This is a genomic window from Streptomyces sp. NBC_00464, assembly GCF_036013915.1.
Lineage (GTDB): Bacteria > Actinomycetota > Actinomycetes > Streptomycetales > Streptomycetaceae > Streptomyces.
Window position 1 is genome coordinate 5,637,434 of the sequence record NZ_CP107899.1, and the last position, 18,999, is coordinate 5,656,432.

16 protein-coding genes are annotated in these 18,999 nt (G+C 72.4%); 10 read left to right on the forward strand and 6 right to left on the reverse strand.

Features of this window, described 5'->3' with window-relative positions; genetic code table 11:
* Positions 1-157 precede the first annotated feature (157 nt).
* The 3 genes from OG912_RS25380 to OG912_RS25390 all read left to right on the forward strand — a co-directional run bounded on the left by OG912_RS25380 (position 158) and on the right by OG912_RS25390 (position 5,075).
* Entirely contained in the window at positions 158-2,344 is a 2,187-nt protein-coding gene (locus OG912_RS25380; protein ID WP_327711393.1) for an acyl-CoA dehydrogenase, read from the forward strand.
* Positions 2,345-2,357: 13 nt separating this feature from the next.
* A complete protein-coding gene (locus OG912_RS25385) occupies positions 2,358-3,554 on the forward strand; it encodes a lipid-transfer protein (protein WP_327711394.1) in 1,197 nt (398 codons plus the stop codon).
* Positions 3,555-3,644: 90 nt separating this feature from the next.
* Positions 3,645-5,075: an MFS transporter gene (locus OG912_RS25390; RefSeq protein ID WP_327711395.1), complete on the forward strand. Its 1,431-nt coding sequence runs from the start codon at positions 3,645-3,647 to the stop codon at positions 5,073-5,075.
* A gap of 26 nt (positions 5,076-5,101) precedes the next feature.
* Here OG912_RS25390 and OG912_RS25395 read toward each other — a convergent pair whose 3' ends face one another.
* The 4 genes from OG912_RS25395 to OG912_RS25410 form a co-directional block, all read right to left on the reverse strand.
* Positions 5,102-5,734: a response regulator transcription factor gene (locus tag OG912_RS25395; protein WP_326740585.1), complete on the reverse strand. Its 633-nt coding sequence runs from the start codon at positions 5,732-5,734 to the stop codon at positions 5,102-5,104.
* A 5-nt stretch (positions 5,735-5,739) separates the two neighbouring features.
* Positions 5,740-6,900, reverse strand: a complete 1,161-nt coding sequence (locus tag OG912_RS25400) for a sensor histidine kinase (RefSeq protein ID WP_327711396.1) — start codon at positions 6,898-6,900, stop codon at positions 5,740-5,742.
* 65 nt (positions 6,901-6,965) lie between these two features.
* Positions 6,966-7,688, reverse strand: coding sequence for an ABC transporter permease (locus OG912_RS25405; RefSeq protein WP_327711397.1), 723 nt, complete (start codon positions 7,686-7,688; stop codon positions 6,966-6,968).
* Positions 7,688-8,644 (reverse strand): ABC transporter ATP-binding protein, encoded by a 957-nt coding sequence (locus OG912_RS25410; protein WP_327711398.1) that lies wholly within the window; start codon positions 8,642-8,644, stop codon positions 7,688-7,690. The genes OG912_RS25405 and OG912_RS25410 overlap by 1 nt, the downstream gene beginning before the upstream one ends.
* A gap of 296 nt (positions 8,645-8,940) precedes the next feature.
* Between OG912_RS25410 and OG912_RS25415 the strand changes: the two genes are divergently transcribed.
* The 3 genes from OG912_RS25415 to OG912_RS25425 all read left to right on the forward strand — a co-directional run bounded on the left by OG912_RS25415 (position 8,941) and on the right by OG912_RS25425 (position 11,966).
* Complete coding sequence (locus OG912_RS25415) at positions 8,941-9,813, forward strand: MaoC/PaaZ C-terminal domain-containing protein (RefSeq protein ID WP_327711399.1); 873 nt, start codon at positions 8,941-8,943, stop codon at positions 9,811-9,813.
* Positions 9,814-9,903: 90 nt separating this feature from the next.
* Positions 9,904-10,980: a Zn-dependent alcohol dehydrogenase gene (locus OG912_RS25420; protein WP_326735901.1), complete on the forward strand. Its 1,077-nt coding sequence runs from the start codon at positions 9,904-9,906 to the stop codon at positions 10,978-10,980.
* Positions 10,981-11,024: 44 nt separating this feature from the next.
* Positions 11,025-11,966, forward strand: a complete 942-nt coding sequence (locus OG912_RS25425) for a 3-oxoacyl-ACP reductase (protein ID WP_327711400.1) — start codon at positions 11,025-11,027, stop codon at positions 11,964-11,966.
* A 386-nt stretch (positions 11,967-12,352) separates the two neighbouring features.
* On the opposite strand, the gene OG912_RS25430 is transcribed toward OG912_RS25425, so the two are convergent.
* Positions 12,353-13,810 carry a hypothetical protein gene (locus tag OG912_RS25430; RefSeq protein ID WP_327711401.1) on the reverse strand — a complete coding sequence of 486 codons (1,458 nt, stop codon included), beginning with the start codon at positions 13,808-13,810 and terminating at the stop codon, positions 12,353-12,355.
* Between the two features lie 198 nt (positions 13,811-14,008).
* Between OG912_RS25430 and OG912_RS25435 the strand changes: the two genes are divergently transcribed.
* The 4 genes from OG912_RS25435 (at position 14,009) to OG912_RS25450 (ending at position 18,134) form a co-directional block, all read left to right on the forward strand.
* Entirely contained in the window at positions 14,009-15,052 is a 1,044-nt protein-coding gene (locus OG912_RS25435; RefSeq protein WP_327711402.1) for an ABC transporter substrate-binding protein, read from the forward strand.
* A 195-nt stretch (positions 15,053-15,247) separates the two neighbouring features.
* On the forward strand, positions 15,248-16,084 hold the full coding sequence (locus tag OG912_RS25440) for a Nif3-like dinuclear metal center hexameric protein (protein WP_327711403.1): 837 nt from the start codon (positions 15,248-15,250) through the stop codon (positions 16,082-16,084).
* The gene (locus tag OG912_RS25445) at positions 16,081-16,824 is read left to right on the forward strand and encodes a zinc ribbon domain-containing protein (protein WP_326740584.1); all 744 of its coding nucleotides are present in this window, start codon (positions 16,081-16,083) and stop codon (positions 16,822-16,824) included. Before OG912_RS25440 ends, OG912_RS25445 begins: the two co-directional genes overlap by 4 nt.
* Positions 16,824-18,134, forward strand: a complete 1,311-nt coding sequence (locus tag OG912_RS25450; protein WP_327711404.1) for a bifunctional RNase H/acid phosphatase — start codon at positions 16,824-16,826, stop codon at positions 18,132-18,134. Before OG912_RS25445 ends, OG912_RS25450 begins: the two co-directional genes overlap by 1 nt.
* Before the next feature lie 184 nt (positions 18,135-18,318).
* Here OG912_RS25450 and eda read toward each other — a convergent pair whose 3' ends face one another.
* Positions 18,319-18,939 (reverse strand): bifunctional 4-hydroxy-2-oxoglutarate aldolase/2-dehydro-3-deoxy-phosphogluconate aldolase, encoded by a 621-nt coding sequence (gene eda, locus OG912_RS25455; RefSeq protein ID WP_327711405.1) that lies wholly within the window; start codon positions 18,937-18,939, stop codon positions 18,319-18,321.
* Between the last annotated feature and the right edge of the window lie 60 nt (positions 18,940-18,999).

Genomic DNA, 18,999 nt, shown 5'->3' on the forward strand with positions numbered 1-18,999 from the left:
ACGCCCGAGGTATTCCGGTGAATAGGGCAAGAACAGGTCAAGACGGCCTGCCCGGTTTCCGGGCCGGTCGTAAGTCGACGCTCATCTGACCTTCCGTCAGATTGGAACGTGTTCTACTCTTGCGCCGTTCCAGTGGCTGCGACCGGCGAGGATCCGCATGGGCATCGGAATCACCGAAGAACACAGGGAGCTCGCGCAGGCGGTGCGGGGCTGGCTGGCACGTGCCGTGCCGCCCGGAGAAATCCGCAAACTGCTCGACGCGGACGCCCCCGCCGCACGCCCCGTCGAGCCCAGCGCACGCCCCGCGTACTGGGACGGCCTCGCGGAGCAGGGGCTGCTCGGCATCCATCTGCCCGAGACGTACGGGGGCGGAGGCGGCGATCTCCTCGACCTCGCCGTCGTCCTCGAAGAGGCCGGCCGCGCCGCACTGCCCGGCCCGTACCTGGCGAGCGCACTCGCCTCCGCCGTCCTGCACGCCGCGGGCGCCGGTGAGCTGGTGCACGAGCTGGCGGCCGGGACCCGCATCGGGGCCGTCGCCCTCGCCCCCGGCGGTCTCACCGCCGTCGAGCGCGAGGACGGCCACCTTCTGGACGGCGAGCTGCCGCCGGTGCTCTCCGGTGCCGAGGCCGACCTGCTCCTGCTGCCCGCCGCCTCGGCCACCGGCCTTCGCTGGTTCGCCGTCGACACCGCGGCGCAGGGCCTGACCGTGCGCCCGCACCGCAGCGCCGACCCCACCCGGCCCACCGCCGCGGTCCGCGCCGACGGGGTCCTGGTCCCCGCCGGACGGACCCTGCGCACCGACTCCGGCCTCGTCCGCGACCTCGCCGCCGTCCTGTTCGCCGCCGAGGCCTGCGGCACCGCTGCCCGCTCGCTGGACACCGCCACCGAACACGCCAAGGTCCGCGAACAGTTCGGCCGACCCATCGGACAGTTCCAGGGCGTCAAGCACCTGTGCGCCGACATGCTCGTACGCGTCGAACAGGCCCGCGCCCTGGCCTGGGACGCCGCCCGCGCGGCCGCAGAGCCGGAGGGTGTACGGGGCCTGAGCGCCGCGCTCGCCGCGGGAACCGCCCTGGACGCCGCGTACAGCTGCGCCAAGGACGCCATCCAGATCCTCGGCGGGATCGGCTTCACCTGGGAGCACGACGCCCATCTGTATCTGCGCCGCGCCCTGGTGGCACGGCAGCTGCTCGGGGCGGGCGACGACCACCGGCAGCGGGCCGTCCGGCTGGCCGGGGACGGTGCGCGCCGCGAACTCGCCCTGGAACTCCCGGCCGAGGCGGCGGCCCACCGCACGGCGGCCCGCGAGGCCGTCGCCGCCGCCCGCGGCCTCGACCCGAGGGCCGCCCGCCGCGCCCTCGCCCCCACCGGCTACGCGGCCCCGCATCTGCCCGCGCCCTACGGGCTGGACGCCGGCCCCGTACAACAGCTCTCCGTACAGCAGGAGTTGCGTGAGCAGGGCGTGAAGCTGAGCGACCTGGGAATCGCCACCTGGGTGGTGCCCTCCCTCATCGCGCACGGGACCGCCGCGCAGCAGGACCGCTACCTCCTGCCCACCCTGCGCGGCGAACTCCTGTGGTGCCAGCTGTTCTCCGAACCCGGCGCCGGCTCCGACCTCGCCTCACTGCGCACCCGGGCCGAACGGACCCCCGAGGGCTGGCGGATCAACGGCCAGAAGGTGTGGACGAGCGCCGCCCAGTGGGCCGACCACGGGATCCTGCTCGCCAGGACCGACCCGGACGCCCCCAAGCACAAAGGGCTCGGCTACTTCCTCGTCGACATGAAGAACACCGAGGGCATCGACATCCGCCCGCTGAAGGAGATCACCGGCGAATCCCTCTTCAACGAGGTGTACTTCGACGACGTCCTGCTGCCCCACGACGCCCTCGTCGGCGAGGCCGGCGGCGGCTGGCAGGTCGCCCGCAACACCCTGGGCAACGAACGCGTCCACATGGCCGACCAGATGACCTTCGACACCGGCCTGGAAGCCCTGATCGGCCGCGCCGAAGGACTCGACGGCGCCTGCCGGGCCCGGATCGGGGCACTGGCCGCCGAGGCGCACGCGCTGGCCTGCATCACGCTGCGCACCACGCTCCAGCAGGTCTCCGGACTGGAACCGGGCGCGGGAGCCTCCGTACGCAAGCTCGTCCAGACCGCCCACCAGCAGAAGGTCGCCGAACTCGCCCTCGAACTCCTCGGCCCGGACGGCGCGGTGTGCGAAGGGGCGGGGGAGCGGGCGGTGCACGGCTTCCTGATGTCCCGCTGCCTCACCATCGCGGGCGGCACCACGCAGGTTCAGCTCAATGTCGTCGCCGAGCGCATCCTCGGCCTCCCGCGGGACTGAGAGAGGACACGATATGAAGGCGTACATAGTCGGCGTAGGCATGACGAAGTTCGAGAAGCCCGAGAGCCGCGACTGGCAGTACTGGGACATGGTCAGAGAGGCCGGCACCGCCGCGCTCACCGATGCCTCGGTCGCGTACGAGGACATAGAACAGGCCGCCGTCGGCTACTGCTTCCAGGCCTCCACCGCCGGACAGCGCGCCGTCTACGAACTCGGCCTGACCGGGATACCCGTCTACAACGTCAACAACAACTGCGCCACCGGCTCCACCGCCCTGATGATGGCCCGCCAGTTCGTCGAGGGCGGCGGCAGCGACTGCGTCCTCGCGCTCGGCTTCGAGAAGATGGCACGCGGATCGCTCGGCGGCGGCGGGTCCGACGGCGGCGCGGGCGATTTCAAGACGTCCCCGGTGGCCCGGCACTACGGGATCATGGCCGCCGCCCACGGCTTCGAGATGACCCCGCCCACCGCCCAGATCTTCGGCAACGCCGCCCGGGAGCACATGGAGCGCTACGGCACCACCGAGGCGCAGCTCGCCGCCGTCGCCGCCAAGAACCACCGCCACTCGGCGAACAACCCGTACGCCCAGTTCCAGGACCCGTACACGGTCGACGAGGTCCTCGCCGCCAAGCCCATCCACCGCCCGCTGACCCGGCTCCAGTGCTCACCGACCTCCGACGGGGCGGCAGCGGCCGTCGTCGTCTCGGAGCGCTTCGTCGAGCAGCACGGCCTCGGCGACCGGGCCGTCGAGATCGCCGCCCAGGCCATGACGACCGACACCGAGGCCTCCTTCGCCTCCGGCACCTGCATCGACGCGGTCGGCCTGCCCATGTCGCGGGAGGCCGCACGACAGGTGTACGAGACCGCGGGCGTCGGCGCCGACGACCTCGACGTCATCGAGCTCCACGACTGCTTCTCCATCAACGAACTCCTCACCTACGAGGCGCTCGGACTGTGCGGCGAGGGCGAGTCCGGGGCGCTCGTCGAGTCCGGCGCCACCACCTACGGCGGCCGCTGGGTGGTCAATCCGTCCGGCGGGCTGATCTCCAAGGGGCACCCGCTCGGCGCCACCGGAATCGCCCAGGCCGCCGAACTCACCTGGCAGCTCAGGGGCGAGGCCGGGGCCCGCCAGGTGCCGGACGCGCGGACCGGGCTCGCCCACAACATCGGTCTCGGCGGTGCGGCGGTGGTGACACTCCTGCGCCGCTGAGGGCCGGGTGGAGCGCCTCGGTCCTACGCCGCCGGACCGAGGCCGATACGGCCTGGAAACCGATGTACGGGGCACGGGGCGGCTGCGAGTATGACGTTCATGGTTGACGTCTCGACGCCCACACGCCGAAGCAGCGGTACCCGGACCCGTACCTGGGCGGTCGTGCTCGCCGCCTGCACGGGGCAGTTCCTCGTCGTGCTCGACGTGTCCGTCGTCAACGTGGCCCTCCCGTCCATGCGCACCGACCTGGGGCTGAGCGCCGCGGGACTGCAGTGGGTGCTCAACGCGTACGCGATCGCGTTCGCCGGATTCATGCTGCTCGGCGGGCGGGCCGCCGACCTCTACGGCCGCAAGCGGATGTTCCTCGTCGGCCTCGGCCTGTTCACCGCCGCCTCACTGGCCGGCGGACTCGCCCAGGAGGGCTGGCAGTTGCTCGCCGCCCGCGCCGCCCAGGGACTCGGCGCCGCGGTGCTCGCCCCCGCGACCCTCACCCTGCTCACCGCGGCCGTCCCCGAGGGCCCCGCCAGGACCAGGGCCATCGGCACCTGGATGGCCGTCGGCGCGGGCGGCGGCGCGGCCGGCGGACTGGTCGGCGGGGTGCTCACCGACGCCCTGTCCTGGCGGTGGGTCCTGCTCATCAACGTACCCATCGGGGTGCTCGTCCTGGCCGGCGCCGCCCTGTGGCTCGCCGAGGGCCGGGCCGGTGAACGCAGCCGGATCGACCTCCTGGGCGCGCTGCTCGTCACGGCGGGCCTGGCCTCGGTCGCGTACGGCATCGTGCAGACCGAGGAGTCGGGCTGGACCGCGGCCGCGACCCTGCTGCCGCTGTTGGGCGGAGTGGCGCTGCTCGCCCTGTTCGTCCTGGTGGAGGCCCGCACCGCGAAGCCGCTGATGCCGTTGCGGGTGCTGGGAGCGCGGGCGGTGGCGTCGGCGAACGTGGCGATGTTCGTGATCGGCTCGGCCACGTTCTCGATGTGGTACTTCATGACCGTGTACGCGCAGAACGTCCTGGACTACACCGCGCTGGAGGCCGGACTCGCCCTGTTGCCGACCTCGGTGGCCGTCGTGGTCGGCTCCAAGTGCGCGCCGCGGCTGATGGTCCGCACCGGCGCGAAGAACCTGGCGCTGATCGGCACGGCGATGGCCGCCGCGGGCTTCGGCTGGCAGTCCACGATGACGGCCGACGGCGCGTACCTCACCGCGGTCTGTCTGCCCGGCGTGCTGATGATGGCCGGCACCGGCCTCGCGGCCACCCCGCTCGCGACCCTCGCCACCTCGGGCGCGGCCCCCGGCGAGGCGGGTCTGGTCTCCGGCCTCGTCAACACGTCCCGCACGATGGGCGGCGCCCTCGGACTGGCCGTGCTCTCCACGGTCGCCGCGGCCCGCACGGCGGGCTCCACGGACGCGGTGGAGCTCACGGCCGGCTACGCACTGGCCTTCCGGACGGCGGGCGGGGTACTGCTCGGCGGACTGCTGCTGATGGTCGTCTGGCTGCCGCGCCACGGGCCGGCGAAGCGCTGAGGGCTGCGCCGGGTACCGGCCCGCCCTCAGAGCCACCCCTGCTGGCGGGCCGCCCGGACCGCCTCCATCCGGTTGCGTGTGCCCGTCTTCCCGATCGCCGCGGACAGGTAGTTGCGGACGGTGGACTCCGACAGGTGCAGCTTCAGTGCGATGTCGGCGACCGTCGCCCCGTCCACCGAGGCCACCAGCGCATCGCGCTCCCGCGCGGTCAGCGGGCTCGGCCCCGCGCTCAGGGCGGCGGCGGCCAGGGCGGGGTCGATGACGGTCTCCCCGGTCAGCACCCGCCGGATCGCCACCGCGAGCTCCTCGACCGGGCCGTCCTTCACCAGGAACCCCGCAGCACCGGCCTCCATCGCGCGCCGCAGATAGCCCGGCCGGCCGAAGGTGGTCAGGATCAGCACCCGGCAGTCCGGCACCTCCTCGCGCAGATCGGCGGCCGCGTCCAGGCCGCTGCGGCCCGGGAGTTCGATGTCCAGGAGCGCCACATCGGGCCGGGACATCAGGGCGGCGGCCACGATCTCGTCGCCCGCGCCCACCTGGGCGACCACCTCGATGTCCGGCTCCAGCCCGAGCAGCAGAGCGAGCGCGCCGCGCATCATGCCCTGGTCCTCGGCGAGCAGTACCCGTACGGACTTGGTCGGCCGGTGATCCTGCGGCATCTCGTTCACGGGGACAGGGTAGGGGCCGCACCCGCGTCGCCACCCTGTTCCCCGGGCGCGTCCGCCGGAAGCTCAGCCGTCACCACGAAGCCGCCCGACGGTCCCGGCCCCGCCTCCAGCGAGCCGCCCGCCACGGCGAGGCGTTCGGTGAGGCCCTTGAGGCCGGTGCCGCCTATGCCCGGGGAGGGCGGCGGCGCCGGGGTGCGGCCGTCGTCGGTGACCGTGAGGCGGACCCGGTCGGCGGTTCCGTCGACGACGAACGCGCAGGTGGTGGCCGTGGAGTGGCGGACCACGTTGGTGACGGCCTCCCGCACCACCCAGCCCAGCAGCGCCTCCGTCTGCGGTGCGAGCGGGGGGCCCGAGCGCCGGACGGACGGCTCCATGCCGGCGGCGGTCAGCGCGGACCTGGCCCGGTCGAGCTCGGTGGCCAGGCTGCCCTCGCGGTAGCCGGTGACCGCCTCGCGGATCTCGGTGAGTGCCTGGCGTCCGACCGATTCGATGTCGGTGACCTGGAGGAGGGCCGCGTCCATGTCGCGCGGCGCGAGCCTGCGCGCCGCCTCTGACTTGACGACGATCACCGAGAGCGTGTGGCCCAGCAGGTCGTGCAGGTCGCGGGAGAAGCGCAGCCGCTCCTTCTCGACGGCGGTACGGGCCAGTTCCTGCCGGGTGGCGCGCAGTTCCATCACCGTTTCCGACAGGGTGAGGATCGCGGCCGTCACCCCGCCGGAGATGAACGTCCCGTACCCCAGCGTCCATGGCGTCGCCGCGCCGTCCCCCCGCCACGCGGCGATCAGGCTCGCGGCCACGGCGAGGCCGAGCAGCCCGATCCCCAGCTTCCGGTGGCGCAGGATGGTTCCGCAGGCCAGCGAGAGCAGCGGGAAGAAGAGCAGCCAGCTGCCGCCGTACCCGATCGCGAGGCCGAAGGTGATGACGGCCAGCGCGCCCAGCAGGACGTACGACACCGGGCTCTCGCGCTTCTCCTTGACGAATCCGCGGAACACCACGGAGATGTAGAGGGAGTTGAAGGCGAGGAGTCCGATGGCGCCGATCCAGGGGTTGGCCGTCTCGCCCTGGAAGAGGTTGGAGAAGGCGCCCAGGCCCATCAGCAGCCAGGGCAGCAGGGCGTACGGTCCCGGCGGGCCGGGGCGGCGTCCCTCATTCCGCAACCGGCGCCGTTCCTTCCGCGCTTGTCTTCCGTTCCCCGGCGCAATTCCTGGCATGTTCACTCCCGTCACACGGTCCGTGCGGACCGACGGTACGAGATCACGGCGTACGTGCCGAACAGCAGCAGCCACGCGGAGAGTACGGCGAGGGTGGTGGCGCCCGGTGCGTGGCCCTCGGTGGTCGCCCACCCCAGGTCGGCGAACCGGTTGGCGGGAGTGAACCTTCCGGCGGACCGCAGCCACTCGGGCAGCAGCTCCAGCGGGAACCACAGCCCGCCGACGACGCCGAAGCCCATCAGGCAGGCGACGTTGACCACTCCGGTGCCCTGCGGGGTGAGCCGGTAGCCGTTGCCCAGGCCGAGCAGGGTGAAGGGCAGCGCGCCGATCCAGAGCAGCAGGACGAGGACGATCCACTGCCAGGCTGCCATCCGTACGCCGTTGAGCAGTCCGCCGGCCAGCAGCACCGTCAGGATCGTCGGCAGTACGGTCACCGAACCGTTGATCGCCCGGCCCACGACCGCGTGCGTGGGGGAGAGCGGGGTGACCCGCAACTGCTGCAGCCAGCCCAGGGACTTGTCGGACGAGACCCCCGTACCGATCGCCATGGCCGAGCCGAGCGCCCCGTATGCCGCCATGCCGACCATCGAGGCGGTCTTCCAGCCGTCGGATCCGTCGTCGCCGCCGATGTTCGTGAAGATCAGGTACATCATCACGGGCATTCCGGCGCCGAAGACGAGGAAGGTGGCGTCGCGCAGGGTCCGGCGGATTTCGAGCACGATGTAGCGGAACATCAGACGGACTCCTTCTCGGCCTGGTGCGTGGTCCCGGGAGCGATGGCCCCTGGGGCGGTGAGGGAGAGGAAAGCGGCCTCCAGCGTGGCCAGGGAGACCTGGAGGCCCCGGACCAGGCCGAGCCGGGCGAGCTCCACGACGGTGGCGTCGGAATCGTCCGTGTGCAGCACCGCCCGGTCCCCGGTCACCTCGACGGTGACGACACCGGGCAGCAGCTCCAGGCCCGCGGTGGGGCGCCCCGCGAGGTCGAAGGAGACCTGGCTGTGGCCGGCCGCGGCCTTGATGGTCTCGCCGCTGCCGTCCGCGACGATCCGGCCGCGGTCGATGACGACGATCCGGTCGGCGTTCTCGTCGGCCTCCTCCAGATAGTGCGTGGAGAAGAGCACGGTGTTGCCGCGCCGGGCATAGGCGCGCATGGACTCCCAGAACGCATGCCGCCCCTCCACATCCAGGGCGGCGGTCGGCTCGTCCAGCACGATCAGCTCCGGACTGCCGGCCAGTGCGACGGCGAACCGGACCCGCTGGATCTGGCCGCCGGAGAGCTTGTCGATCCGCCGGTTCGCATACTCCGTGACCCCCGCCAGATCCAGCGCCTCGGCGACCGGCAGCGGCTTCGGGTACGTGGAGGCCACGAAGGTGATCAGTTCGCGCACGGTCACCCGCTGGATGGGGCGGCCGTCCTGGAGCATGGCGCCGACCAGACCGGCTCCCACCGCCCGGTCGGGGGTGCGGCCGAACACGCGCACGGTGCCGGCGTCCGGTTCGTTCAGCCCGAGCAGCAGGCTGATCGCCGTGGACTTGCCCGCGCCGTTGCGCCCGAGGAGGGCGACGGTCTCGCCCCGTGCCACGGTCAGGTCGATCCCGTCCACGGCCCGCACGCTCTGTCCGGCCCGCCCGAAGGACTTCACCGCTCCGGTGAAGACCACCGCCGCCTCGTTCCCCGCCGTCTGTTTCATGAGGACCACGCTACGGAGCGTGAGCGCGTCCCGGCAGATGCGCATGTACGGACTCGGCGATGACAAATGTCATGGCCGGCGGGGGGCCGCGGAGAGGGGCAAACGGGCGGCCCGGCAGGGAATCTGACGAGACGTCAGTAGTCTTCACAAGTGCTGGGCGCTGCGTTATACATAGGGCCAACCGGCTAGAACGCGTTCTAGAACGGGCGTGGTCTCCGGTCCCCGCACGACCTCGGTGCGGCCGACGGTGCGGACGGCCGCGCCGAGGTCTTCCACTGTCGAGGAGCAGCTTCCCCATGCCCATTGATGCCGAAAAAGCTCTCGCTGCCGAACCCCGGACCAGCCGGATCAGTTGGGACCACAAGGACGTCCAGCTCTACCACCTCGGGGTCGGCGCAGGCGCCCGCCCCGACCTCGCCGACCCCGCCGTCGACCCCGGCGAACTGCGCTACACGCTGGAGTCCCGGCTCCAGGTGCTGCCCTCCTTCGCCACGGTCGCGGGCGCGGGCAGGGCCATGGCCGGCGGTCTCTCGGCACCCGGGGTCGACATCGACCTCGCGGCCGTCCTGCACGGCGGGCAGACCGTCCGGGTGCACCGGCCGGTCCCGGTGAAGGGCGGCGCAGTGGTGACCTCGAAGGTCGCCGCGGTGTACGACAAGGTCAAGGCGGCCGTGCTGGTGCTGCGTACCGAGGCGGCCGACGACGACGGACCGCTGTGGACCAGCGACTCCCAGATCTTCGTGCGAGGCGAGGGCGGATTCGGCGGCGAGCGCGGCCCGTCCGAGCGAGTGGCCCATCCGGCCGTGGCCCCCGACCACGTCGTGGAACGTCCGGTCCGCCCCGACCAGGCGCTGCTGTACCGCCTCTCCGGGGACTGGAATCCGCTCCACGCCGACCCGGACTTCGCCGCGAAGGCGGGCTTCGACCGGCCGATCCTGCACGGACTGTGCACCTACGGCATGACGCTCAAGGCCGTCACCGACACGGTGCTCGGCGGCGACGTGACCCGTATCCGCTCTTACCGCACCCGGTTCACCGGGGTCGTCTTCCCCGGCGAGACCCTCCGCATCGAGATGTGGACCGCCGAGAACGAGGTGCGGGTCGAGGTGAAGGCCGTGGAACGGGACAACGCCACGGTCCTCGGCGACACCTTCGTCGAGCACTCCTGAACCCGAACCCGAACCCGAACCCGAACCGAAACCGAAACCGAATCCGAACCCACTCCACATGCACCGCACGCCCGTGAGGGGAGCCGCACCATGCGCGCAGCCGTACTGCACGAGATAGGCCAGGACAAACTCGAAGTACTCGACGACGTCGAGGCGGTGGGCTTCGGCCCCGGAAAGGTCAGGCTTCGCGTCCGGGCCACCGGGCTGTGCCACTCCGACATCTCCGCGATGAGCGGGGTGCTGCCGCAGCCCGCCCCCTTCATCCCCGGCCACGAGGGCGCCGGCGAGGTCATCGACGTCGGTGACGGGGTCACCGGGCTGAGTGCGGGGGACCGGGTGCTGGTCTGCTGGCTGCCTGCCTGCGGCACCTGTCAGGCCTGCAAGCGCGGCCAGACCCACCTGTGCCTCGCCGGCTTCATGAACGCGGGCACCCCCAACTTCAAGCGTCCGGGCGGCGATGTCTTCGGGTTCGCCGGGACCGGCACCTTCACCGAGGAGGTCGTCGTCGGCGCGGGCTGCGCGGTGCCGATCCCCGACGACGTGCCGTTCGAGATCGCCGCGCTGATCGGCTGCGGGGTCACCACCGGCCTCGGGGCCGCCATCAACACCGCCCAGGTGGAGGCCGGTTCGTCGGTCGCCGTGATCGGCTGCGGCGGCGTGGGCATCTCCACCATCCAGGGCGCCAGGGTGCAGGGCGCCGCCCAGATCGTCGCGGTGGACCCGGTGGCCTCCCGTCGCGAGGCGGCGCTGCGGTTCGGTGCGACGGAGGCCGTCTCGCCCGACGAGTTCGCCGACGCCAAGCAGCGGATCACCGCGGGCGAGGGCTTCGACTACGTCTTCGAGGTCGTCGGCAAGTCGGTCACGGCCCGCACGGCGTACGAGAACACCCGGCGCGGCGGCACCCTGTGCATCGTCGGCGCGGGCGCCATGGACGACAACTTCCAGGTCAACATGTTCGAGCTGTTCTTCGACGAGAAGCGGATCCTGCCTTCCATGTACGGAGGCGGGGACGTGCTCCGGTCGTACGAGCGGGCCATCGCGCTCTGGCGGGCCGGCCGCATCGACCTCGAATCGATGATCACCCACCGGGTACGGCTCGACGGCATCAACGACGCCCTCGACCAGATGCGGACCGGCGAGTCGCTGCGTACCTGCATCGAACTCTGACGGCCTCACCGCCCCGCCCCCTCCCGAGAGGACCCCGAGAACCGATGTCACTTCCCCTGGACGGACTGTCCGCGATCGTCACCGGAGCCGGCCGCGGCCTCGGACGGGCCGAAGCGCTTGAACTGGCGCGGCTCGGTGCGGCCGTCGTCGTCAACGACTACGGGCAGCCCGGCCGCGACGGCTCGGGCGAGGCGTCGGCCGCACCGGCCGAGGAGGTCGCCGAGGAGATCCGCGCCGCCGGCGGCCGGGCGGTCGCCCACCTCGGCGACGTCTCCGACCACGAGCAGGCCCGCGCCCTGGTGGCACTGGCCGTCGAGACGTACGGCAAGCTCGACATCCTGGTCAACAACGCGGGCATCCTGCGTGACCGGATGATCTTCTCGATGACCGAGGACGAGTGGGACTCGGTCATACGGGTGCACCTCAAGGGCCACTTCAACACCACGCACTTCGCCGCCGCCCACTGGCGGTCCCGCTCCAAGGAGTCCGGCGGCCCGGTCTACGGCCGGATCGTCAACACCTCGTCGGAGGCCTTCCTGGCCGGCTCGGCGGGCCAGCCCAACTACGCGGCGGCCAAGGGCGGCATCGTCGGACTGACCACCTCCACCGCGCTGGCCCTGGCCAAGTACGGCGTCACCGCCAACGCCATCTGCCCGCGCGCCAGGACCCGGATGACCGAGGACGTCTTCGCGGGCTTCCAGGAACCGCAGGACGGGCGGCTCGACGCCCTCGCACCCGAGCACGTCTCGCCCCTCGTCGGCTATCTGGCCTCCCCGGCCGCCGCCAAGGTCAACGGACAACTGCTCGTGGTGCACGGCGGGATGATCGCGATCGTCGAACGTCCCAAGGTGGCGGCGAAGTTCGACGCGGTGAAGGAGACGTTCTCCTTCGACGAGCTGGACGAGCTGATCACCCCGTACTACGCGGACCGGCCGCCGAACGAGACGTTCGCGGCGGCGGAGGTGCTCGGCCTCAAGCGCGGCTGAACCTGTCTCGCACGGGCACAGAGGAGGGCCCCGCAGCCGGCCGGCTGCGGGGGCCCTCCTCTCCCTCGTTCGTTCTTCCTGGGCGGCGGGTCAGGCCGCCCTGCTGCCACCTTCGGAGGGGCGGCGGTGGCGGCCGTGCGGTTGTGCTGCCGTGTCGTCCGTCGCCACACCTCCTCGGTGCTTTCCGGAGCCGCCGGCTTCGGCCCGTTGCGCGTCCGCCCCCGGCGGACGCGTCTGGGTCGTGTCGGATCGCGCCTCAGACATCTGGGAAGTCACCCCGTTGTGATCGCTTACGTGTTTGCCTCCGGGGCCCTCGCGCCACCGCCCGGGAAACGGTCACCGTCGGCGACCGCGGTGCGCGATTGCGTGAGATCCCCGGCCCAACTCTAGTCAGGTGCCGTACGTCCCACGAGAGGCGCCTGCCCCAGTGGAACGGGTCTGCACACAGGAGGAGGCGCCACAGCGGCGGAGGGTTGCCTACCGCTTTCCGCGCAGCCCGCCGGGGCCGTGTCCGGGGCCGCGTGCCCGGCCGGCTCCACGTCGGCGGGGGCCGTCAGGAGCGCCACCGCGCAGGCCGTGTCCCCGTTCGAGTACGGCAGTTTGAGTACGCCGTCGCGCGACCAGACCCCGCTGCCGGCGAGCCAGCCCTCGGGCGCGGCGAGGTGGTGCAGCCGACGGCCCGACGGGCGCCAGATCCCGGCCCAGCTGCCCGCGGCCCCGTCGATCCGCAGGGCCACCGCGCAGCTCTCCGGCATCAGCATCTGCCCCGGCTGCACCGCGAACGGTGTCACGGCGACGTCCGGCAGACGCAGGCACTCGGGGAAGCGCACCGGCAGACAGCTGCCCAGCACCCCCCAGCCGAGCCGGTCGTGCCCCGGCGCGTCGGAGCGGATCAGCAGCAGACCGCTGTCCGGATCGGCGAGCAGCAGCCGGTCGTTGCTGTCCGGGGCGATCTGGAGCAGGGGAGTCATCTCGGCTCCGCGCCCCAGGTCCACGGCGACCGCCTTCACCGGGCCGCCGCCCGCGGGCTCCCGGTCCAGGGCGAGCAGCCGGCCCGCCCGGTCCAGCCACACCCCACCGGAGCAGCGCCCCGGCAGGTCCGCGATGTGTTCCGGCCCGAACGCGCCGCCCGCCACCAGCCAGAGCCCGGTGGAGTACGTGCCGACTGTCAGGGCGTACGCGCTGACGCCGTCCGGCGAGGGCGGCAGCAGGGTCAGCCGGGCGCATTCGATGGCGCCCAGCGGGAGTTCACCGGTGCCCGGCCCGGTCGGGTAGAGCAGCGAGAAGGCATGACGGCCGGCGACCCGGCGAAGGATCAGCACCCGGCCGTCGGCGAGCGGCAGCACCTGCGAGTCGGCCTCCTCCGGCTGGTCCAGCGGGAGCGGCACGGCGTACGGCTCGGGGCCGTCCAGCGTCCAGCGCTCCGCGTACCAGGCGGTCCCGTCTCCCGCTTCCGCCCCGGTGGCGGGGTCGGCGGAGCCACGGGCGGTCGTGAGCCGCGCGGCGTAGGCGCCGTCGGCAGTGAGGGTGAACGCGGGCAGGAGCGTTTCGCCGGGGACCGGCTCCGGCGGGCCCGCCGATGAGACCGGCTCCGGCGCCGCCGACGCGACCGGTTCTGGCGCCGCCGCCGACGCGACCGGCTCCGGTGGAGCCTCCGGCCCGACCGGCCCGACCCGTTCCAGCGGCTCCGGCAGAGCCGCCGCACTCCCGGCCGGGGCCAGGGCCGGGGCCGAAGCTGGGTCCGGCACCTCCTCGGCTTCCGCCGGCTCGTCGGACCCCGGCTCCACCGTCTCGCCGGTTCCGGCCGCCTCAGCGGTCCCGTCCTCGATGGCACAGGCAGTCATCGGGTCATCACCTCCGGCAACCGAAGCTAGTTTTCGCACTCCCTGCCGAACAACACGAGCTACCTCACTTCACACATAAGGGTGGTGATGCCCGGATTCGCCTGAGAAGGCGGGGGTGGGTGTGCTCACCGAGATGCGGGGTGCCTAAGGTTAGGCATTCCTAAGAATTACCTGTGTGATCCTCGACTGGAGCAAGTGATGTCCCTTCGTCGCCGCGGCACCGCCGCAGTCGGCCTGGCCGTAGTGGCCGCCCTGTCCCTCTCGGCCTGCGGGAGCGATGACGGCGACTCCGGCGCCTCGGGCAAGTCCGAGGCCGGCGCCGACAAGAAGGCCGCGGTCGCGACGGGCGGCAAGGACTTCGGCGACGCGGCGAAGAAGACCGCGGCGTACGGCACCGACGCCCCGGCCGGCACGTACCCCCGTACCCTCACGCACGCCATGGGCAGGACCGAGCTCAAGGCGGCCCCGAAGCGGGTCGTCGTGCTCGACGTCGGCGAGTTCGACAACGTCGTCTCGCTGGGCGTGAAGCCGGTGGGCTACGCCCCCTCGGAGGGCGACGCGGCGATCCCGTCGTACCTGAAGAAGGCCGCGGGCGACCCCAAGAACGTCGGCACGATCAACAACCTCAACCTTGAGGCGATCGCCGGGCTCAAGCCCGACCTGATCCTCGGCAGCCAGCTGCGCGCCGCGGACAAGTACGACGAGCTGTCCAAGATCGCGCCGACCGTGTTCTCCATCCGCCCGGGCTTCACCTGGAAGGAGAACTACCTCCTCAACGCCGCGGCGCTGGACAAGACCGCCAAGGCGAAGTCGGCGCTCGGCGCCTACGAGGCGAACGCGAAGAAGCTCGGCGAGGACATCGGCCCGAAGAAGCCGACCATCTCCATGGTCCGCTACCTGCCGGACAAGATCCGCCTCTACGCCAAGGCCTCCTTCATCGGCACCATCCTCGACGACGCAGGCCTGCCGCGGCCCAAGAACCAGCAGATCAACGAGCTGGCCGCGGAGATCAGCCCGGAGAAGATCGACGAGGCGGACGCCGACTGGATCTTCACCGGTGTGTACGGCGACGTGAAGGCCACCAAGCGCGACACCACCCAGGCCAACCCGCTGTGGAAGAACCTGACGGCCGTCAAGGAGGGCCGGGCGAAGAACGTCTCCGACGAGACCTGGTACCTCGGTCTCGGCGTCACGGCCGCGAACCTGGTCCTCGACGACCTGCGCGCGGACCTCGTCAAGTAACGACCTGGCCCGCGAGGCCCCGCGGCGCCGCGCAGCTGTTCACCACGCGGCGCCGCTCAGCGGTTCACCACGCGGCGCCGCATAACCGTTCACCACGCGGCGTCGCGTAACGATTCATGATCGGCCGACCGCCCGATGCCCCGGGTCCGACCGGCCATGGGATGCGGGGCACGGAGGCCAGGTAGCCTTTCCTTCGTGCCCCGTCTGTCTGAAGTCATCGCCGAGCTCGACGCCCTGTGGCCGCCCGAGCGGGCCGAAGGATGGGATGCGGTCGGCACCGTCTGCGGTGATCCGGACGCCGAGGTCGACCGGGTGCTCTTCGCCGTCGACCCCGTACAGGAGATCGCCGACGAGGCGATGAAGCTCGGCGCCCAGCTGATCGTCACCCACCACCCGCTCTATCTGCGCGGTACGACGACGGTCGCGGCCGGCACCTTCAAGGGCCGGGTCGTGCACACCCTCATCAAGCACGACATCGCGCTGCACGTCGCCCACACCAACGCCGACTCCGCGGACCCCGGCGTCTCCGACGCCCTGGCCGGCGCCCTCGACCTGCGCGTCGAGCGGCCCCTCGTACCGGACCCCACGGACCCCGCCGGCCGCCGCGGCCTCGGCCGGATCTGCACGCTCGACCACCCCGAGACCCTCGGCGCGTTCGCCGCCAGGGCCGCCGCCCGGCTGCCCGCCACCGCGCAGGGCATCCGCCTCGCGGGCGACCCCGAGTCTCTCGTGCGGACCGTCGCCGTGAGCGGCGGATCGGGCGACAGCCTCTTCGACGCGGTGCGCGCCGCGGGCGTGGACGCCTTCCTCACCGCGGACCTGCGCCACCACCCGGCCTCCGAGGCCGTCCAGCACTCGTCGCTCGGCCTGGTCGATGCCGCACACTGGGCCACCGAGTGGCCGTGGTGCGAACAGGCCGCGGCACAGCTCGACGCGATTTCCGACCGCCACGGATGGGACCTGCGGGTCCATGTCTCGAAGCAGGTCACCGACCCCTGGACCACCCACCACTCTTCTGGAGCCCCCAACTGAACGCCGCGCCCGCCGACCAGATCCGACTCCTCGACGTCCAGGCCCTCGACCAGCGTCTCTCCCAGCTTGCGCACCGGCGCAACTCCCTGCCCGAGCACGCCGAGATCGAGTCGCTCACGGCCGACCTCGCCCAGCTCCGTGACCTCCTCGTGGCCTCGACGACCGAGGAGAGCGACACCGCCCGCGAGCAGACCAAGGCGGAGCACGACGTCGACCAGGTGCGCCAGCGCGCCGCCCGCGACCAGCAGCGCCTGGACTCCGGCGCGGTCACCTCGCCCAAGGACCTGGAGAGCCTCCAGCGCGAGATCGTCTCCCTCGCCAAGCGCCAGGGTGACCTGGAGGACGTCGTCCTCGAAGTCATGGAGCGCCGCGAGTCCGCCCAGGAGCGGGTCACCGAGCTGACCGACCGGGTCTCCGCCGTGCAGGCCAAGGTCGACGACGCCACCGCCCGCCGGGACGCCGCGACCCAGGAGATCGACACGGAGACCGCGACGGTCACCAAGGAGCGCGAGGTCGTCGCCGGTTCCGTCCCCGCGGACCTGCTCAAGCTGTACGACAAGCTCCGCGCCCAGCAGGGCGGGGTGGGCGCCGCCCGCCTCTACCAGCGCCGCTGCGAGGGCTGCCGCCTCGAGCTCAACATCACCGAGGTCAACGACGTGAAGGCCGCGTCCCGCGACACGGTGCTGCGCTGCGAGAACTGCCACCGCATCCTGGTCCGCACCGCGGACTCGGGTCTGTAATGACGCAGCCGCGCCAGTTCGTCGTCGAGGCCGACGGCGGCTCCCGGGGCAACCCGGGGCCCGCCGGTTACGGCGCGGTCGTCATCGACCCGGCGACGGGGGAGACCCTGGCCGAGGCGGCCGAGTACATCGGCGTCGCGACGAACAACGTCGCCGAGTACAAGGGCCTCATCGCCGGACTCCGGGCCGCTAAGGCACTGGTGCCGGACGGCTCGGACGGCGGCGGACCGCGGGTGCACGTCCGGATGGACTCCAAGCTGGTCGTGGAACAGATGTCGGGCCGCTGGAAGATCAAGCACCCCGACATGAAGCCGCTCGCGGCCGAGGCCGCCCGGATCCTTCCGGCGTCCGCCGTCACCTACGAGTGGATCCCGCGCGAGAAGAACAAGCACGCGGACCGGCTCGCCAACGAGGCGATGGACGCGGGCAAGCGCGGCAAGCAGTGGGAGCCGTCGTCCTCCACGGCGGCCCTCGACACCCCGAGGTCCTCGGTGGCCGCCGCACTGCCGCCGGTCTCCGGCCCGCCCGGCGACGCGACGGCCGGGGCGGCAAGGGCCAGGGCGGCGCTGAACCGGCCCGCCGCCGAGGCCGGGCAGGCCTTGGCCGATGCCCCGCAGGCATCCGTCGGGAGCCCGCAGGCCGCCTCCGCCACCCCGCAGGTCGGCTGGGGCGCCTCCCCGGACCTCGGTGCGCCCGCCACCTTCGTGCTGCTCCGCCACGGCGAGACCGCCCTCACCCCCGAGAAGCGGTTCTCCGGCAGCGGCGGCACCGATCCCGAGCTCTCCGCCGTCGGCCGCGGGCAGGCCGAGCGTGCCGCCGAGGCCTTCGCCGCCCGTGGGACGGTGCAGGAGATCGTCAGCTCCCCGTTGCGCCGCTGCCGCGAGACGGCCGGTGCGGTCGCGGCCCGGCTGGGCCTGGAGGTCCGGATCGAGGAAGGGCTGCGCGAGACGGACTTCGGTGCCTGGGAGGGCCTGACGTTCGGCGAGGTGAAGGAGCGGTACGCCGCCGATCTGGACGCCTGGCTCGCCTCCGCGAAGGCGGCCCCCACCGGAGGCGGCGAGAGCTTCGCCGAGGTGGCCCGCCGCGTCGCCGCCGCCCGCGACCGTCTCGTCACCCGGTACGCCGGCCGCACGGTCCTCGTGGTCACGCATGTCACGCCCATCAAGACGCTGGTCCGGCTGGCGCTGGGCGCACCGCCGGAGTCGCTGTTCCGGATGGAGCTCTCGGCGGCGTCCGTATCGGCCGTGGCCTATTACGCGGACGGCAACGCCTCCGTACGGCTGCTCAACGACACGTCCCACCTGCGGTAGACCCGTCCGGACAGCACTCGGCCCCATCGGCGGGGGGAGGCCGATGGGGCCGAGGCGGTTCCGGGAGGCCGGGGGATTGCCTGCCGGAACCCGGGTCACCCGGAGGCCGGGTCACGTGTCCCTGAAGGTCTCGTGCCCCGGCTGCCGGGGAGCATGCACGCGAAACCGCGCAACTTTTCGGCGCTCAGCCGCGCAGCGCCGCCGCCTCGGCGGCCAGCCGCTCCACCCGGGACCAGTCCCGGGTGGCCACGGCGTCGCCGGGGACCATCCAACTGCCGCCCACACAGCCGACGTTCGGCAGGGCCAGGTAGGAGGGTGCCGAGGCGAGCGAGATGCCGCCGGTCGGGCAGAACCTGGCCTGGGGGAGCGGGGCGGACAGGGCCTTCAGATAGGCCGTGCCGCCCGCAGCCTCGGCCGGGAAGAACTTCATCTCGGTGACCCCGCGCTCCAGCAGCGCGACCACCTCGGACGTCGTGGAGACACCCGGCAGGAACGGCACCCCCGACGCCTTCATCGCGTCCAGCAGCGCGTCCGTCCAGCCGGGGCTCACCAGGAACCGGGCGCCCGCGGCCACGGTGTCCGAGACGTTCCGCGCCGAGATCACCGTGCCGGCGCCGACCACCGCGTCCGGAACCTCTGCCGCGATCGCCTTGATCGCGTCGAGGGCGGCGGTGGTCCGCAGCGTCACCTCGATCGCCGGAAGCCCGCCCGCGACCAGGGCCCGGGCGAGCGGCACCGCGTCGGCGGCGTCCTCCAGCACGACGACGGGCACGACGGGGGCAAGGTCCAGTACGGAGGAGGTCATGCCCTCATCCTGCCCCGCGCACGGCACCGTACGCAACGAACGTTGCACATGATGCAACGC

Coding starts and splice junctions, on each gene's coding strand:
- OG912_RS25380 (WP_327711393.1), top strand. CDS start 158: ATGGGCATCGGAATCACCGAAGAACACAGGGAGCTCGCGCAGGCGGTG.
- OG912_RS25385 (WP_327711394.1), top strand. CDS start 2,358: ATGAAGGCGTACATAGTCGGCGTAGGCATGACGAAGTTCGAGAAGCCC.
- OG912_RS25390 (WP_327711395.1), top strand. CDS start 3,645: ATGACGTTCATGGTTGACGTCTCGACGCCCACACGCCGAAGCAGCGGT.
- OG912_RS25395 (WP_326740585.1), bottom strand. CDS start 5,734: ATGCCGCAGGATCACCGGCCGACCAAGTCCGTACGGGTACTGCTCGCC.
- OG912_RS25405 (WP_327711397.1), bottom strand. CDS start 7,688: ATGTTCCGCTACATCGTGCTCGAAATCCGCCGGACCCTGCGCGACGCC.
- OG912_RS25410 (WP_327711398.1), bottom strand. CDS start 8,644: ATGAAACAGACGGCGGGGAACGAGGCGGCGGTGGTCTTCACCGGAGCG.
- OG912_RS25415 (WP_327711399.1), top strand. CDS start 8,941: ATGCCCATTGATGCCGAAAAAGCTCTCGCTGCCGAACCCCGGACCAGC.
- OG912_RS25420 (WP_326735901.1), top strand. CDS start 9,904: ATGCGCGCAGCCGTACTGCACGAGATAGGCCAGGACAAACTCGAAGTA.
- OG912_RS25425 (WP_327711400.1), top strand. CDS start 11,025: ATGTCACTTCCCCTGGACGGACTGTCCGCGATCGTCACCGGAGCCGGC.
- OG912_RS25430 (WP_327711401.1), bottom strand. CDS start 13,810: ATGACTGCCTGTGCCATCGAGGACGGGACCGCTGAGGCGGCCGGAACC.
- OG912_RS25435 (WP_327711402.1), top strand. CDS start 14,009: ATGTCCCTTCGTCGCCGCGGCACCGCCGCAGTCGGCCTGGCCGTAGTG.
- OG912_RS25450 (WP_327711404.1), top strand. CDS start 16,824: ATGACGCAGCCGCGCCAGTTCGTCGTCGAGGCCGACGGCGGCTCCCGG.
- eda (WP_327711405.1), bottom strand. CDS start 18,939: ATGACCTCCTCCGTACTGGACCTTGCCCCCGTCGTGCCCGTCGTCGTG.